Annotated in this window: 9 protein-coding genes; 1 reads left to right on the top strand and 8 read right to left on the bottom strand. The window is 65.4% G+C overall.

What is annotated here, in order from left to right; genetic code table 11:
- Positions 1-10: 10 nt before the first annotated feature.
- Positions 11-2257 (bottom strand): ATP-binding protein, encoded by a 2247-nt coding sequence (locus KTQ42_RS17780; protein WP_217346675.1) that lies wholly within the window; start codon positions 2255-2257, stop codon positions 11-13.
- A gap of 424 nt (positions 2258-2681) precedes the next feature.
- On the opposite strand from KTQ42_RS17780, the gene KTQ42_RS17785 reads away from it, so the two are divergent.
- The gene (locus KTQ42_RS17785) at positions 2682-4058 is read left to right on the top strand and encodes an IS701 family transposase (RefSeq protein ID WP_217345193.1); all 1377 of its coding nucleotides are present in this window, start codon (positions 2682-2684) and stop codon (positions 4056-4058) included.
- Between the two features lie 7 nt (positions 4059-4065).
- On the opposite strand, the gene KTQ42_RS17790 is transcribed toward KTQ42_RS17785, so the two are convergent.
- The 7 genes from KTQ42_RS17790 to glgB all read right to left on the bottom strand — a co-directional run bounded on the left by KTQ42_RS17790 (position 4066) and on the right by glgB (position 16362).
- Positions 4066-5018 (bottom strand): IS630 family transposase gene (locus KTQ42_RS17790; protein ID WP_217346676.1). Its coding sequence is split into 2 segments (ribosomal slippage): positions 4066-4679 and positions 4679-5018, totalling 954 coding nucleotides; the frame shifts between segments, so codons are not numbered across the junction.
- Positions 5019-5109: 91 nt separating this feature from the next.
- Positions 5110-5919: a transposase gene (locus KTQ42_RS17795; RefSeq protein WP_217346677.1), complete on the bottom strand. Its 810-nt coding sequence runs from the start codon at positions 5917-5919 to the stop codon at positions 5110-5112.
- Between the two features lie 27 nt (positions 5920-5946).
- Positions 5947-6486 (bottom strand): transposase, encoded by a 540-nt coding sequence (locus KTQ42_RS17800; protein ID WP_217346678.1) that lies wholly within the window; start codon positions 6484-6486, stop codon positions 5947-5949.
- A gap of 402 nt (positions 6487-6888) precedes the next feature.
- Positions 6889-9672: a malto-oligosyltrehalose synthase gene (treY, locus tag KTQ42_RS17805; RefSeq protein WP_217346679.1), complete on the bottom strand. Its 2784-nt coding sequence runs from the start codon at positions 9670-9672 to the stop codon at positions 6889-6891.
- A complete protein-coding gene (gene malQ, locus KTQ42_RS17810) occupies positions 9669-11792 on the bottom strand; it encodes a 4-alpha-glucanotransferase (protein ID WP_217346680.1) in 2124 nt (707 codons plus the stop codon). The genes treY and malQ overlap by 4 nt, the downstream gene beginning before the upstream one ends.
- 26 nt (positions 11793-11818) lie before the next feature.
- Entirely contained in the window at positions 11819-14083 is a 2265-nt protein-coding gene (glgX, locus tag KTQ42_RS17815) for a glycogen debranching protein GlgX (protein ID WP_217346681.1), read from the bottom strand.
- A gap of 2 nt (positions 14084-14085) precedes the next feature.
- Complete coding sequence (gene glgB / locus KTQ42_RS17820) at positions 14086-16362, bottom strand: 1,4-alpha-glucan branching protein GlgB (protein ID WP_217346682.1); 2277 nt, start codon at positions 16360-16362, stop codon at positions 14086-14088.
- Positions 16363-16370: the final 8 nt, after the last annotated feature.

Consider the following 16370-nt stretch of genomic DNA (forward strand, 5'->3'; position numbering starts at 1 on the left):
GCGGTCATTCTTAAACAGGTAATCGCTTCGGTATTGAAAATGAAAATACGGCGCCTTCATTGGGTACGCCTTGTGCCCAGGCCCGCCCGCCATGGCGCTCGACGATGCGGCGCACATTGGCCAGGCCGATGCCGGTGCCTTCGAATTCCTCCATCCGGTGCAGCCGCTGGAACACCGCGAACAGCTTGTGGGCATAGTCCATGCTGAAACCGACCCCATTATCGGCGACATGGAAGATGAACTCGTCCGGGGTTTGCTCTGCCTGGATGGAAATGACGGCGACGGGCCGGTTGCGGCTGTATTTTACGGCATTGGCCACCAGGTTATAGACAGCCAGCTCGATGAAGGTGGCATCGCACCGGATCACCGGCAGCGTGCCGACATTCCATTCGATGCTGCGGCCCTGCGTATCCTGCTGCACCCGCCTGATGGCCGCCTGCACGACCTGGTTCATGTCGGTGGCGGCCGCATGCAGCGCCGAGCGGCCCATCTGCGAGAAGCTCAGCAGATCGTCGACCAGCTTGCCGGCGAAGCGGGCCGAATCGGCGATATTCCTCAGGTAACGGTTGGCGCGCTCGTTGAGGTTGGCGCCTTCGAATTCGATCAGCAGGTCGGTGAAGCCCACGATGTGGCGCAGCGGCGCCCGCAGGTCATGCGACACCGAATAGGAGAACGATTCCAGCTCCTTGTTGGCGCGGCCCAGTTCGTCGGCCAGTCCCGCCATCTCCTCGGCCCGGGCCAGCACGATGCCCAGGATGGCGCTGCGAAATTCCAGCGCCACCTCAAGCTCGTTCTTGTGCCACGGCTCGGAAGTGCAGCGCACCGTCTCGCGCCAGGTGTCGAAGCTCTTGCGAGGCGTCAGCGGACGCGCCTCTTCCGGCTGTGCTTCCTTGTGCGCCGGATTGCCCGCCCATTCCACGGTCTGCACCACCTCGGGCCGGAACCAGATCACGTAGTGGCGGTAGTTGCGCGAGATCGACATCGCCAGGATGCCGCTGGCGCGGGGGGAGTAGCTGGCAGCCGGCGGGAATTCCTTCGGCAGCGTGCTGCTGTGGTAGAGCTCGCCGCCGCCGCTGGCGGCCAGCCATTCCACCAGCTGGCCAACCTGGTCAAGGCTGGGCGTATCGCCGAACAGAATGGTTTTGCCTTCGAATACCAGCGCCGCGCCGGAAGCGCGCATCAGCATCAGCAGGTCATGCGAGACCGTGCTCATGTTGTGCACGAATTCCTCGCCCTGGCTCAGGGCGGCAAGAATGGAGACCAGCTTGCTGCGCAACTGCAGCCGGTAAGCGTATTCATTGCCTTCGATGATGGACTCGATGCGCAGCGCCAGGATCTGCCCAAGCTGCTCGCAGGCGGTGCGCACTTCAAACGGCACGAACTGCGGCGCCTTGTCGTGGCAGGAGATCATGCCCCACAGCCTGCCCTTGATCACCAGCGAAACCGACATCGAGGCGATCGTCCCCATGTTCTTCATGTACTGGATATGCACCGGCGACACTGCGCGCAGGCCGGAAAAGCTGAGGTCGGTTGGCTGGCCGGTGCCGGGGTCCGTTTCCGGCAGCAGCCGTGCCGGCTCGTAGTTGGCATCGGCGATCAGCCGGACATGATTGGCCAGGTAAAGGCGGCGCGCCTGCTGCGGAATGTCCGAAGCCGGAAAGCGCTGGCCGCTGTAGGACGGATAGCCTTCATCCAGGGTTTCGGCCAGCACGCGGGCATCGTCGTTCTGGTCGAAGTTGTACAGGAACACCCGGCCCATGCCAGTAATTTCCTTGATGGTGCGCACTGCATATTCGCAGATCGCATCGACCGAATCGACATGCGACAGCGTTTTCAGGAAACGGCCCATCAGGGTATAGAGCAGGCGGAAATCGGCGGCGCCGCTGCGCTTCACCGGCTCGAACTCGATCAGGGTGGCATGGTTGCAGCGATGGGCGATCACGTCGAAGTAGCCGACCCTGCCTACTTCGATCGCGCCGACGTAGATCGGCTGCGCCAGCGCGCTGGCATTGAGCAGGGCGCGCGCCACGAGGTCGGCATGCTCGGTGCCGATCAGGTCGTCGAGGCGGCGACCGAGAATGGCGGAAATGTCGCGTCCGAACAGCGCGGTCGCATTCTCGCTGACCTGGCGCACGCTGAAGTCTTCCGGATTGACATTGATCAGGAAGCCGTGCGGCTGTATGCCGCCCGGAATATGGATCGGTTCGCGGTCGCAGGAAGTAACGTCAATGCCGTTTGATGAGGATGGGGAAGTCATAAGGAAAACGCATCTGCATCAAGGAAAGCGGCGTGCGGGCCGGCTGAGGTGAATAAAGGCAATCTTGCAATCGCCGCCATTCTCGCAAATTTCGGCGGTTCCTGCCGCCGGGGTAAGTGCCTGGTTTGTTGCAATCGGGTTGAAGAAAGGAATTGACTTGGTCGAGTGGCTTCAGGTGCCGTTGCGAGGTCGGCGATCACGCATGGTGCAAAGCATGCGTCTTGGTAGATGGCGCCTGCCAACGAATCGATTTACCGGATGGAGACCATAGCCGCCTTCATGCGACGAGCAACGCGACCGCCATGGGAAAGCCGTTCCGTGGAATGCCCCTTCGGGGTATGCCACCCTGCCAAAGCAGGCCTAGCGGTAGTTTGTTGAAAGGAGTGGACTGATGGTCTAGGCTAGTGGCAGGAGGTATGCTGCCATGACTGCCCGCCGTCCTTGCCCGCCAGCACCCGGTCCACTCGAAGATTACGCAACGCACTTCGATCCCTTGTTTCATTCGCTGGCGCAACGTCATCACTTTCGCACTTATCTTGCTGGTCTGCTGGCACCGCGCGACCGGCCCAAGACGCTCACGGCATTAGCCGGTGCCGAGCCGCTCGTCGAGGCGCAGACAGCGCCCGTACAGCAACTGCAGTTCTTCCTCTCCGAGTCCTGTTGGGATGCCGACCTCATCACGATGCGGACATTGCAGTTGCTGGGGGACGATCCGCTTACAGCAAGTGATGCTGATGGGGTTCTTGTCATTGATGACACTGGCGACCGTAAGGATGGCTATGCCACCGACCATGTAGCACGTCAGTACCTGGGTTCGGTTGGCAAGGTCGATAACGGCATCGTCGCGGTCACGACCTTATGGGCCAATGAGCAGCGGTATTATCCTCTGCATGTCGCCCCGTACACCCCGGAAAGCCGACTGGAAGACGGCAAGAAAGATCCTGCCTTCCGTAGCAAGCCACAAATTGCCCTGGCTTTGGTGGAGCGGGCATTGGCTGCTGGCATTGCCTTCAAGGCCATTGTGGCCGACTGCTTTTACGGCGACCATCGCGAACTCGTGGCAACGTTGCGGCAACGCCGCCTGCCCTTTGTGCTGTCACACCGCGGCACAGTAGGACGTGGTTGGGCACCTGCCGATGTTGCCCACTCCTTCGACGAAGCGATCGAGGAACTGCATTCACGCGACTGGCACAAGGTGACGCGCCACTTCCGGGACGGCCATGTCGAACAATGGTGGGCTGCGGAACTGACCTTCCTGGGGTATGGCCCTGGCAAGCCGGTGCGCGCCATTTGCGCCACTACCGACCGCAGCACGTTACCGGAGCCGTCGACCTGGTACCTGACGACCAACCTGCCGCTCAAGGCGGCTCCTTTGGCAGAAGTGGTGCGGTTGTACGGCCTGCGGCACTGGGTTGAGCAAGGCTACAAGCAAATGAAGGATCAGCTTGGCTGGGCAGACTTCATGGTGCGCAGTGACCGGGCGATTCGCCGCCACTGGGTGCTAGTGTGCTGTGCCTTTGCTTTTTGCTGGTGGCAGGAAGCGCAGCAAGCGCGACTGCACAATCCGGACACTTCCCCGGTGCGGAAAAAAAAGCCAAGCCGTCCGTCTGCCAATGCGATGTCGCTGGCCCCGCCTGCTGCGTTCGGTACGGGCATGGTTGACACCGCTGCACTGGCTCACGCGCTGCTGGCATGCCTGCTTCGCCAAGCCCCCGCCTGCCGAACTGGCTGCTTTGGTGAAATTCCTTATTGGGAACGACGGAATCAACCTTCATCTCCGTCTTTAACAAACTACCGCTAGAGCGTTTTCATTCTGACTGTCCATAACCCGCATGGCGGATATAGCGCTCGCATTCGTCGCGAGGGAATCGATCAAGCAGGTCGCCGATCGTGGTCCACAGTGTGTCGACAGTGCGCCTGGCTGCTTTCCTGAGCAGTGTTTTAAGCTTGGCAAAGACCTGTTCGATTGGATTGTAATCAGGGCTGTAAGGCGGCAGGTAACGCAACTGGGCGCCGGTGGCCTGAATTGCTTCGGCGATACCCGTGACCTTGTGCGAGCCAAGATTGTCCATCACCACAATATCGCCGGGACGCAGTTCGGGAGCCAGCATCTGTTCTACCCATGCCCGGAAAGCCAGGCCATTGATCGGGCCATCCAGTACCAGCGGAGCGACCAATCCTGTGGTGCGCAAGGCGCACACAAACGTCGTGGTTTTCCAGTGCCCGTACGGTGCCCGTCCCAAACAGCGCTTGCCAATCGGCGCACGACCACGGGTCGGCGTCATAGTCGTGCTGGCCCAGGTTTCGTCAAGAAAGACCAGGCGGCTCGCCGGCGTGTCAGGCTGGCTGGCCTGCCATGCCGCTCTTGCCTGCGCTACGTCCGGGCGCGTCTGTTCGCTGGCATGGAGTGACTTTTTTTCAGGCTTAGGCCCAGCCGCGCCAAGCTCTTCCACATGGTGCTCACTCCGACCCGGATACCATGCTCAGTCCGCATCCAATCGCATAACTGCTGCAGAGTCCAGTCGTTCACGGCGGCCACCTGATTGGCCAAGGCTTGTTCCAGGCCGCTGAGTTTGAGCGGCACATGATTGCATTGCATCCCGGGCGCATCCTCGCCATGGCGGCGTCGCCGCGAACGGGCCCTGGCGACATACGACTTACTCACGCCAAAGCGCGCTGCCACTTCCCGAATGCTGCCTTTGGCATTCAGTACCCGGTCGCGCAAATCTTGCCCGTAGGCTTGTCCTATATGCCAAACCATCGCCGTACTCCTGTCGCTGAATACGGCTTTGATCGTTCGCCAAACTCCAGAGTTTTAATTCTTTAATGACGCAAGTCAGAACAAATGCGCTCTAGCGGTAGTTTGTTAAAGACGGAGATGAAGGTTGATTCCGTCGTTCCCAATAAGGAATTTCACCAAAGCAGCCAGTTCGGCAGGCGGGGGCTTGGCGAAGCAGGCATGCCAGCAGCGCGTGAGCCAGTGCAGCGGTGTCAACCATGCCCGTACCGAACGCAGCAGGCGCGGCCAGCGACATCGCATTGGCAGACGAACGGCTTGGCTTTTTTTTTCGCACCGGGGAAGTGTCCGGATTATGCAGGCGCGCTTGCTGTGCTTCCTGCCACCAGCAGAAGGCAAGGGCACAGCACACCAGCACCCAATGGCGGCGAATCGCCCGGTCATTGCGCACCATGAAGTCGGCCCAGCCAAGCTGATCCTTCATTTGCTTGTAGCCTTGCTCAACCCAATGCCGCAAGCCGTACAACGGCACCACTTTTGCCAAAGGAGCCGCCTCGAGCGGCAGGTTCGTCGTCAGGTACCAGGTCGACGGCTCCGGTAACGTGCTGCGGTCGGTGGTGGCGCAAATGGCGCGCACCGGCTTGCCAGGGCCATACCTCAGGAAGGTCAGTTCCGCAGCCCACCATTGTTCGACATAGCCGTCCCGGAAGTGGCGCGTCACCTTGTGCCAGTCGCGTGAATGCAGTTCCTCAATCGCTTCGTTGAAGGAGTAGGCAACATCGGCAGGGGCCCAACCACGTCCTACTGTGCCGCGGTGAGACAGCACAAAGGGCAGCCGGCGTTGCCGCAGTGCCGCCACGAGTTCGCGATGGTCGCCGTAAAAGCAGTCGGCCACAATGGCCTTGAAAGCAATGCCAGCAGCCAATGCCCGTTCCACCAGAGCCAGGGCAATTTATGGCTTGCTACGGAAGGCAGGATCTTTCTTGCCGTCTGCCAGTCGGCTTTCCGGGGTGTACGGGGCGACATGCAAGGGATAATACCGCTGCTCATTGGCCCATAAGGTCGTGACCGCGACGATGCCGTTATCGACCTTGCCGACTGACCCCAGGTACTGACGTGCTTCATGGTCGGTGGCATAGCCATCCTTACGGTCGCCAGTGTGATCAATGACAAGAACCCCATCAGCATCACTTGCTGTGAGCGAATCGTCTCCCCGCAACTGTAATGTCCGCATCGTGATGAGGTCGGCATCCCAACAGGACTCGGAGAGGAAGAACTGCAGTTGCTGTACGGGCGCTGTCTGCGCCTCGACGAGCGGCTCGGCACCGGCTAATGCCGTGAGCGTCTTGGGCCGGTCGCGCGGTGCCAGCAGACCAGCAAGATAAGTGCGAAAGTGATGACGTTGCGCCAGCGAATGAAACAAGGGATCGAAGTGCGTTGCGTAATCTTCGAGTGGACCGGGTGCTGGCGGGCAAGGACGGCGGGCAGTCATGGCAGCATACCTCCTGCCACCAGCCTAGACCATCAGTCCACTCCTTTCAACAAACTACCGCTAGCAGGTGTAGCAGGCGTAGCCTGGGTTGAGCGCAAGCGAAACCCGGGGCGCACCTTGCAAGCCTTTTCAATCTGCGTTGTCACAGGATCGAGCGGGCGATGATGTTGCCGTTACGGTAGGTCCTCAGGGCGACAGTCATTGAACGTGACCCGGATTTCGCTTCCCTCATCCAGGCTACGCTTGCTGCCTGAAGTCGATATTTCACCGGGCGCAGGTGGCTGCGCCGTGGCCGGTGGGTCGGGCGACATACACCGGTGCCGGCTGGTCGGCGGTTCCGCGGAATGCTTCTTCGGGGTATTCCGCCCTACGCATGCTGACGGGTATTACAGTGGATGGCTCTTATTGGCTTATCAGCACCGCAACCGGCCTTTCGCCCAGCAGCGCGTCCAGCGGCAGGGCCCGCCCGCCATCTGGCACCGCGCCATCCGACAGGGCATCGGCCCACTGCGCCACGGCTTCAGGCAGCATCAGACACGTATCGCCCCACTCGCCTGAGCCGGGTTGCGGTCCCTGCGCCGGCAGCCGCAGGGCGGCAACCAGCAGCGTGCGGCCGCCATGGCGGCGCAGGAAGGCCACCACATGTTCGGCCTTGGCGCCGCGCGCCTGCAGCGGCAGGTAGTCGCCTTCATCGAACAACGCGGGTTCCGTGGCCCGCAGCTGCAGCACCCGCTGTATCAGCGGCTGCTTGATCTGGGCCTTCTGCCACAGCATGCGGTCGAAGTCCTGCTGCGTGTCGGCCGCGGCCAGGGCGCTGCGGCGGGCGTCGTAGTCGACCAGCCGGCGGTTGTCGGGGTCGACCAGGCTCAGGTCCCAGAACTCGGCGCCCTGGTACAGGTCGGGCACGCCGGGCGAGGCCAGGCGCAGCACGGCCTGTGTCAGGCTGTTGCACACGCCCGGCAGGGCCAGGCGGTCGACCCAGGTGCGCAAATCGCGTATGAAGGGGGCGCAGCTGCCGGCATCCATCAGGCGCATCAGGAAGTCGCGGCAGCCCTGCTCGTAGGCGGCATTGGGCATGACCCAGCTGGTCTGGCGCTTGGCTTCGCGCCAGGCCTTTTCCTGCCAGTCGGCGACCCGCCCGGCATAGGCTTTCAGGCCCTCATGGTCTTCCGGCGCCAGCTGCAGCGGCCAGGCGCCGACGATCATCTGGTACAGCATGGCCTGGTCGGGCGCGGACGGGGCGAACTGGCCGGCGCCGAGGTCGACCCGCAGCGGCTGGTGCTGCGTCATCCACTTGCGCACCGATTCGCTCCATGCCTGCGGCAGCTCCGACAGCACGGCCAGCCGGGCGCGCACATCCTCGCCGCGCTTGTGGTCATGGGTGGCGGTGGCGAGCAGGGTATGCGGGAAGTCGCGCAGGCGCTGCAGGTTGGCATTGTGGAAGGCCTCCACGCTGAATGCGAAGCGGCCAGGGTCGCCGCCGACCTCGTTGCGCGACAGGAGGCGGCCATAACGGTAGAAGGCGGTGTCCTCCACCGACTTCGCGGCCAGGGGCGGCGTCAGCTGCTGGAAGCGGGTGATGGCGCGCAGGCGCAGGGCCCTGGCCTCGGTATCGGCGATCGAGGATGGCGTCTCGCCGCCCAGCCAGCGCGCCAGCAGGTCCAAGAGCGGCTGGTCGGCCGCGCGCACCCGGGGCCGGGCCTCGTCCAGCGCGGTCTGCAGCAGCGCATGGTCTTCCTGGTCGCGGCCGTCGTCATGCACATAGGTGCGGTAGGCCGGGAAGGTCACCAGCAGCTCGGTCAGCACCCGCCGTATCGACGAGGCCGACACGTCGCGGGTGGCAAGGTCGCTGCGCGCGACCGCATGCAGCGCGCGCACCAGCGCGTCGGTCTCGCCGACGAAGTTCTCGGCAAGCAGCTGGCGGCGCGCGGCCTGCACATGGGCGTCGAAGTCGCGCGCATCGCCGCTGACTTCCACCCACAGGTGCTGCAGCGCATCGGCGCCGCGCGGGTCGTGCAGCACGCCGCTGACCTGGTCCATGAATTCATAGCCGGTGGTGCCATGCACCTTCCAGCCGGTGCGCACCGTCTCGTCGCCGGTCAGGATCTTCTCGATCACGATGTAGGGCGCCCCGCCCGGCGCATCCGGCGGACGCTGGCTGGTCAGGGCTTCGAGCTTCTCGCGCAGCCGGCGGCAGTAATGCGCGGGGCGCGCCATGCCGTCCACATGGTCGACCCGCACGCCGTCGATCACGCCTTCGGCATAGAGCCGCAGGATGCAGGCATGGGTGGCGTCGAACACGTCGTCGTCCTCGACCCGCACGCCGGCCAGGTCGCTGACCTCGAAGAAGCGCCGCCAGTTGATTTCCTCGGCCGCGTTGCGCCACCAGGTCAGGCGGTAATGCTGCCGTTCCAGCAATTCATGCAGCCGCTGCAGGCCGTCCGGCGTATCGGCCGAATAGTGGGCCAGCACCCGCTCCAGCGCGGCGCGGCCGTCGGGCCTGGCCCACAGGTTGCGCAGCAGGGCGCGGTTGGCCTCATGCTGGCGCAGTGCAGCGTCGGCGCCGGCCTGGTCGCCCTGGTTGTCCTGCGCCTCGCGCATCGACGCGGCGGTTTCAAGCAGCGCCGGGTCCGATGCCAGCACCTCGGCATAGGTCGATGGCGCCATCGGGAAGCGGTGGTCGTAATGGGCGAACCAGAAGCCGCCGGTGGCGTCGTCGAAGCGCAGCGCGATCTGGCCGTCCTTCAGCGCATCGCCATACTGCGCGCCGAGGAAGGGCAGCAGGATCTTGCCCTTCAGCGCCGGGTCGGGCGAGTTCCAGTCGATGTCGAACCAGTGGGCATAGCGGCTGCCGGCGCCCCATTCGAGCACGTCCAGCCACCACGGGTTTTCCGGGCCGCCCACGCCCATGTGGTTGGGCACGATGTCCAGCAGCAGGCCCATGCCGCGCTGGCGCAGTTTGGCCACCAGCTTCTTCAGCGCTTCCTCGCCGCCCAGCGCGGGGCTGATGCGGGTCGGGTCGACGATGTCATAGCCATGAGTCGAGCCCTTGCGGGCCGACAGCAAGGGCGATGCGTACAGGTGGCTGATGCCGAGGTCGGCGTAGTAGTCGACCACGTCCAGTGCGTCGATCAGCGTGAAGCCGCTGTTGAACTGCAGGCGTGCGGTGGCGCGTGGAATGCTCATTGCTGCTGCTCCGGCGCCTGTCGGGTCTGGTTCAGCAGGTCGGTGCGGGCAACGGCGGCGGCATCGTCGAGCATGCTGTCGACGGTGCCGGGCATGCGGCGCCGCCAGTTCGGGTGCTGGTCGGTGGTGCCGGGCAGGTTGGGCGCTTCCACCAGGCCGAGCAGGTCTTCGATCGGGATCATTGCCAGCGGGGCCGGCGTCATGCCGACATAGGCAATCGCATGCTCGATCGGCGGATGCTCCAGCGGCGGCGGCTGCAGGCCCTCGCGCGCATCGAGCACGCCGGCTTCGGACATCGACTGCCACAGCGAGGTCCGCTCGCCGTTGCGGATCTCGCGTTCGCCGGCCTCGCTGGCATTCGGCCCCAGCATGTCGAGCTGGGCGCGCCAGTCGATATCGCGCGCCTGCCACCAGCCGGCAATCGTCGGCAGGTCATGGGTGGTGGTGGTGGCCATGGCTTCCTGCGACCAGGCGGCGGGCGGCAGGAAGCGGCTGTCGCGGCGCTGGAACCACAGCACCCGGATGCCGAGGATGCCGGCGCCGGCCAGCCGCTCGCCAAAGCCCGGCGGTATCGTGCCCAGGTCTTCGCCGATGACGATGCCGCGATGGCGCCAGCTCTCCAGCGCGATCAGGCGCAGCAGGTCGTCGAACGGAAAGCGCAGGTAGGCGCCCTGGGTGGAGGAAAAGCCGTCCGGCACCAGCCACATCCGGGTCAGGCCCAGCACATGGTCGATGCGCACGCCGCCGGCATGGCGGAAGGCCGAGCGCAGCATTTCGAGATAGGCCTGGAAGCCATGGCGGCGCAATGCCACCGGCGAGAATGCGCCCAGCCCCCAGTTCTGGCCCAGCGGCGCCAGCACGTCCGGCGGCGCGCCGACCGACAGGCCGCCCAGCATCTGGTCGCCACGGCTCCAGGCCTGGCTGCCGGCCGGATCGGCGCCGACCGCCAGGTCGCTGATCAGGCCAATGGCCATGCCGGCCTCGCGGGCGGCGATCTGCGCCTGCTGCAGGCCGAGCGCGGCCTGCCACTGCAGGAAGGCATGGAAGCCCACCTCGTCGGCATGCTCGCGCGCGAACTGTTCGATGGCTGCGCCGCGCGGGTCGCGGTATTGCTCGGGCCAGCTGCGCCAGTCGCCGTTCATCCCCTGGCTGCGCAGCCAGGCATGCATCGTCTCGAAGCGGGCATGGTCTTCCACCGTGTCGCCCTGTTCCTGGCGGAAGGCGGTGAATGCCGCATGGGCGGCGCCGCCGGCCTGGTTGAAGCGCTGGTAGAGCGCGCGCAGCACCTTGAACTTCCAGGCCGAGGATGCCGGCCAGTCGATCAGTTCCAGCGCTTCCAGCCGCTCGCCTTCTTCCGCCAGGTTGTGCTCGCGCAGCACCTCGGCCAGCACTTCCTCGCCCATCACCGCCGACGGGTCGATATGCAGCGCATTGAACAGCACCCGGCTCGACGGGCCATAGGGGCTGAAGCGGTTGAGGTCGTCGGCGAACATCGCATGCACCGGGCTGATGGCCACCGCCGCCGCGCCGCGGCGCGCTGCCTTGCGCACGAAGCGGGCCAGGCCGCCGAAGTCGCCGATGCCGCCGTCGCCGGGGCGGCGCAGCGAATACAGCTGGGTGGCGATGCCCCACAGCCACGGCTCGGTGACCGGGGTGCCGGGCAGGGTGGCGGCGGCGTCGGCCACGCTGTAGCAGCGCGACGGCGCCACCGCCAGCGTGACCTGGTAGTCGCCTACCTGCAGCTGGTGGTAGCCGGGCGTATGCAGCGGCGTGATTTCCAGCGCCTGTTCCGGGTCGTCGGAAAAGCGGCCCTCGATCACATTGCCGTCTTCCATCTCGACCCGGTAGGGCTTGCTGCGCAGGATGGGATGGCGGCCCAGCGGTATGGGCATGCCGACCTGGGCAGTGAGCAGCGGCGGCAGGGGCCGCGTGGCCCTTTCGGTGGCCAGCGCGGCGATGCTGGCCTCGCAGTCGGCATCGGTATCGCTGGGCATGCCCAGCGCATTCAACATGGCGCGGATCGCTTCCGGCGCCACGGTTTGCGGCGCGCCGAAGGCGTCGATCCAGGTTGGCGAGATGCCGGCCATGTCGGCCAGTGCCAGCAGTGCTTCATTACTCACGATAGTCCTCCGGTGTCTGGTACGGCTCAGATGGCGATGCGGGTCGCGCCCAGCAGTACCGCGCTGTGCGCGGCGACCACGATACGATTGTTGACCACGGCCCGCGCGACTGGTTCGTCGCGGCTTGCCAGCCGCGCCAGCGCCTCGGTGGCGGCGCCGCCGCCCTCGCTCTGGGTCTCGGTCGCGGCCGCCATCGCCAGCGCGATTGCCACCTCGGCCTGGGCTTCTGCGCTGGCCACCACCTCGGCCGCATAGTCGCCCACCTCGATCGGCTCGGCGGCGTCGGCCAGCAGTTCCCACTCCAGCACCGGCTCGGGCAGGATGAATTCCCGGTCCTCCGAATAGGCGTTCATCAGGAGCAGCGTGGCCGACACCGGCCCGCCGGGCTCGGCCCGGCCGACGCGGCGCAATGTCAGCATGCGGCCCTCGGCGAACTGCCACATGTCCGGCGTCATCGGGTTGCCGGACTCGTCGAACCAGCTGGCGTCCATCAGGCCCGGCAGCACCTCGGTGCCGCCGGTATAGAACTGGGTCTGGCGCAGCGTCGGATGGGCGGCGCGGGCGGCCAGGCAGCGCCGGGTAAAGCTCACCATGGCCTGGCCGGCATCGCTTTCCAGCGCGCTCCAGTCGAACCAGCTCAGTTCATCGTCGTGGCAGTAGGCATTGTTGTTGCCATGCTGGGTGCGGCCGAATTCATCGCCGCCCAGCAGCATGGGCGTGCCGTTGGCGAAGAACAGCGTCATCAGCATGGCGCGCTTGACCTTCTCGCGGGTGATGATGATGCCGGGGTCGTCGGTCGGGCCTTCGGCGCCCCAGTTGAAGCTCTGGTTGTCGTTGGCGCCGTCGCGGTTGTCCTCGGCATTGGCCTCGTTGTGCTTCTCGTTGTAGCTGACCAGGTCGTTCATCGTGAAGCCGTCATGGGCGGTGATGAAGTTGACCGAAGCCCAGGGGCGGCGCCGGCGCTGGCCGAACAGGTCGGCCGAACCCAGCAGGCGCGCCGCCAGTGCCGGACGCACGCCGGTGTCGCCTTTCCAGAAGCGGCGCACATCGTCGCGGTAGGCGCCGTTCCATTCGGCCCAGCCGGGCGGATGCTGGCCGACCTGGTAGCCGCCGGGTCCGATGTCCCAGGGCTCGGCGATCATCTTCACCCGCGACAGCACCGGGTCCTGGCGCACCGCGTCGAAGAAGCCGCTGCCCGGATCGAAGCCATGCGCCTCGCGGCCCAGCGTGACCGAGAGGTCGAAGCGGAAGCCGTCCACATGCACCTTCTCGACCCAGTAGCGCAGCGAGTCCATCACCATCTGCAGCACCCGCGGATGCGACAGGTTGACGGTGTTGCCGCAGCCGGTGTCGTTGATGCAGTGGCGCGGGTTGTCCGGCAGCAGCCGGTAGTAGCTGGCATTGTCGAGGCCGCGGAAGGACAGCGTCGGCCCCAGTTCGCTTTCCTCGCAGGTGTGGTTGTAGACCACGTCCATGATGACTTCGATGCCGGCCTTGTGCAGCTGGCGGATCGCCAGGCGCATCTCGTTCAGGGAGCCGTCCGACAGGTAGCGCGGCTCGGGAGCGAAGAAGCTCATGGTGTTGTAGCCCCAGTAGTTGCGCAGCTTCTTTTCCAGGAGGCGCCGGTCCTGCAGGAAGGCATGCACCGGCAGCAGCTCGATGGAGGTGATGCCGAGCTTGAGCAGATGGTCGATCACGTACGGGTCGGCCAGCGCGGCGAAGGTGCCGCGCGCTTCCTGCTCGATATGCTCGCAGCGCATGGTCATGCCGCGCAGATGGGCTTCGTAGAACACCGTGCGGTCCCATGGCACCTCGGGCGAACGGTCGTTGCCCCAGTTGTAGTAGTCGTCCACCACCACCGACTTGGGCATGAAGGCGGCGCTGTCGCGGCGGTCGAAGGACAGGTCGGCGCGCGAGGATTCGAGCCGGTAGCCATACAGCGCATCGCTCCAGCGCAGCGCGCCGGCGACCTGCCTGGCATACGGGTCCAGCAGCAGCTTGTTATGGTTGAAGCGATGGCCCTGTTCGGGCTGGTAGGGGCCGTAGGCGCGGTAGCCGTAGAGCTGGCCGGGCTGCACCCGCGGCAGGTAGCCGTGCCAGACTTCATCGGTGCATTCGGGCAGCACATGGCGCGCGATCTCGCGCCGGCCGGTGGGGTCGAACAGGCACAGCTCGATCTTTTCCGCATGCGCGGAAAACACGGCGAAGTTGGTGCCAGAGCCGTCAGGCGTCGCGCCCAGCGGATAGGGCGATCCCGCGCTCATGCGGGCAGGGGTTCTGGCAAGCGCCATGGTCAGGTACTCCTCTTCAATATCATTGCGGATAGGGGCGGCAGCGTCAGTTCCAGCGACTGGTCATGGCCATGGCTGCCATGCGCTTGCGCCGTCATGAATTCCGGGTTGCCGGCATTGCTGCCGCCATAGACGGCGGCGTCGGTATTCAGGATGGTTTGCCAGACCGAGGGGCCCTGGCCCTCGATGCCCGGCACGCCGACCCGGTAATGGTGGCGCACCACGGGCGTGAGATTGATGACCACCAGCAGCGGCTCGTCGCCGACATCGGCATCGCCCTGGCGCAGGTAGGCATGCACGCTGTTGACCGCATCGTCGCGCACCACCCAGGCAAAGCCGCGCGGGTCGGCGTCGGCGGTGTGCATGGATGGCTCGGTGGCATATACCCGGTTCAGGTCGCGCACCAGGGTATGGATGCCGAGGTGGCGCTCGTCGTCCAGCAGGTGCCACGGCAGGGAGCCGTCATGGTTCCATTCCTCCCACTGGCCCAGCTCGCTGCCCATGAACAGCAGCTTCTTGCCGGGATGGGTCCACATGAAGCCGAGATAGGCGCGCAGCGTGGCGCGCTTCTGCCATTCGTCGCCCGGCATCTTGCCCAGCAGCGAGTGCTTGCCATAGACTACCTCGTCATGCGACACCGGCAGCACATAGCGCTCGCTCCAGGCGTAGCTGATGCTGTGCAGCAGTTCGCCATGGTGGTACTGGCGGTACAGCGGATCGCGCTCGATGTACTGCAGGGTGTCGTGCATCCAGCCCATGTTCCACTTGTAGGTGAAGCCCAGGCCGCCCTGGTCCACCGGCGCGGTCACGCCGGGCCAGGAAGTGGATTCCTCGGCGATCATCAGGGCGCCGGGGCAGCGCTGCTGCACCACGGTGTTGAGTTCCTTGAGGAAGGCGACCGCCTCCAGGTTCTCGCGGCCGCCGTGGACGTTCGGTATCCATTCGCCGGCCTTCCTGCTGTAGTCGCGGTACAGCATGGAAGCCACCGCGTCGACCCGCAGGCCGTCGATGTGGTATTCCTCCAGCCATTCCAGCGCGCCCGAGATCAGGAAGTCGCGCACTTCATTGCGGCCGAAGTTGTAGATCAGAGTGTTCCAGTCGTGGTGGAAGCCTTCGCGCGGGTCTTCATGCTCGTACTGCGCGGTGCCATCGAAGCGGGCGATGCCGTGCGCGTCGGACGGGAAGTGGGCCGGCACCCAGTCCAGCAGCACGCCCAGGCCGGCCGCGTGGCAGCGGTCGACGAAGCGGGCGAAGGCTTCCGGCGGGCCGTAGCGCGCGGTCGGCGCATATTGCGCCAGCGGCTGGTAGCCCCAGGAGCCGCCGAACGGATGCTCCATTACGGGCAGCATCTGCACATGGGTGAAGCCGAGGTCGGTGAGATAGGGGATCAGGCGGTCGCCCAGCTCGTCCCAGGTCAGGCTGCGGTTGGACTCATTCGCATCGCGCTGCCAGGAGCCGGCATGCATTTCATAGATGGAGATCGGCGTGTTGGGCGTGTCGCGGCTGGGACGGGATGCCATCCAGGCCTCGTCATTCCACGCATGCACCTGCAGCGGCGCGACGATGGACGCGGTGGACGGCGGCACCTCGGTGGCGCGGGCGACCGGGTCGGCCTTCTGCGGCAGCAGCTGGCCGGAGGCCGACAGCAGTTCGTACTTGTAGCGTTCGCCAACGCCGATGCGCGGGATGAACAGCTCCCAGACGCCGGCTTCATGGCGCAGCCGCATCGGATGGCGGCGGCCGTCCCACAGGTTGAAGTCGCCCACCACCGATACCCGCTGCGCGCTCGGCGCCCAGACCGCGAAGCGGGTGCCGGCCACGCCATTGACGGTCATCGGCTGCGCGCCCAGGCAGCGGCCGAGGCGGTAATGCACGCCGCTGGAAAGCAGGCCGAGTTCGTGATCGGACAGCAGCAGGCCGAAAGAATACGGGTCTTCGGTCTCGAACACGGTTTCATTGCCGCTGGCATCCGGCCACCAGATGCGCAGCCGGTAGGCCTGCCCCAGCCGCATGCGGGCCGGCGTGCCGACGAACATGCCGCGGCCATCGACCTGGGTGAACTCGGCCAGCAGGCCGCCGCGCAGGCCGATTGCCTGCACCCGCAGCGCGCCCGGCTGCCAGGCGCGGATCTGCAGCCTGCGCCCGACCTGGTGCGGCCCGAGCAGCGCGAACGGGTCCTGCAGCCGGCCTTCGGCGAGTGCATCGATCAGATGGGTGGGGATGCGGCTTTCGGCGGGCGGGACTGCGGCCCGCCTTTCCTGTTCAATTTCTTGTTGCATGGATTCCT

The organism is Noviherbaspirillum sp. L7-7A, assembly GCF_019052805.1.
In the GTDB taxonomy this organism is placed as follows: Bacteria; Pseudomonadota; Gammaproteobacteria; order Burkholderiales; family Burkholderiaceae_D; genus Noviherbaspirillum_A.

Excerpts from the sequence above, each read along its gene's own strand:
- glgX (WP_217346681.1), bottom strand. The coding sequence starts at position 14,083 with ATGGCGCTTGCCAGAACCCCTGCCCGCATGAGCGCGGGATCGCCCTAT.
- KTQ42_RS17780 (WP_217346675.1), bottom strand. The coding sequence starts at position 2,257 with ATGACTTCCCCATCCTCATCAAACGGCATTGACGTTACTTCCTGCGAC.
- treY (WP_217346679.1), bottom strand. The coding sequence starts at position 9,672 with ATGAGCATTCCACGCGCCACCGCACGCCTGCAGTTCAACAGCGGCTTC.
- KTQ42_RS17785 (WP_217345193.1), top strand. The coding sequence starts at position 2,682 with ATGACTGCCCGCCGTCCTTGCCCGCCAGCACCCGGTCCACTCGAAGAT.
- glgB (WP_217346682.1), bottom strand. The coding sequence starts at position 16,362 with ATGCAACAAGAAATTGAACAGGAAAGGCGGGCCGCAGTCCCGCCCGCC.
- KTQ42_RS17800 (WP_217346678.1), bottom strand. The coding sequence starts at position 6,486 with ATGACTGCCCGCCGTCCTTGCCCGCCAGCACCCGGTCCACTCGAAGAT.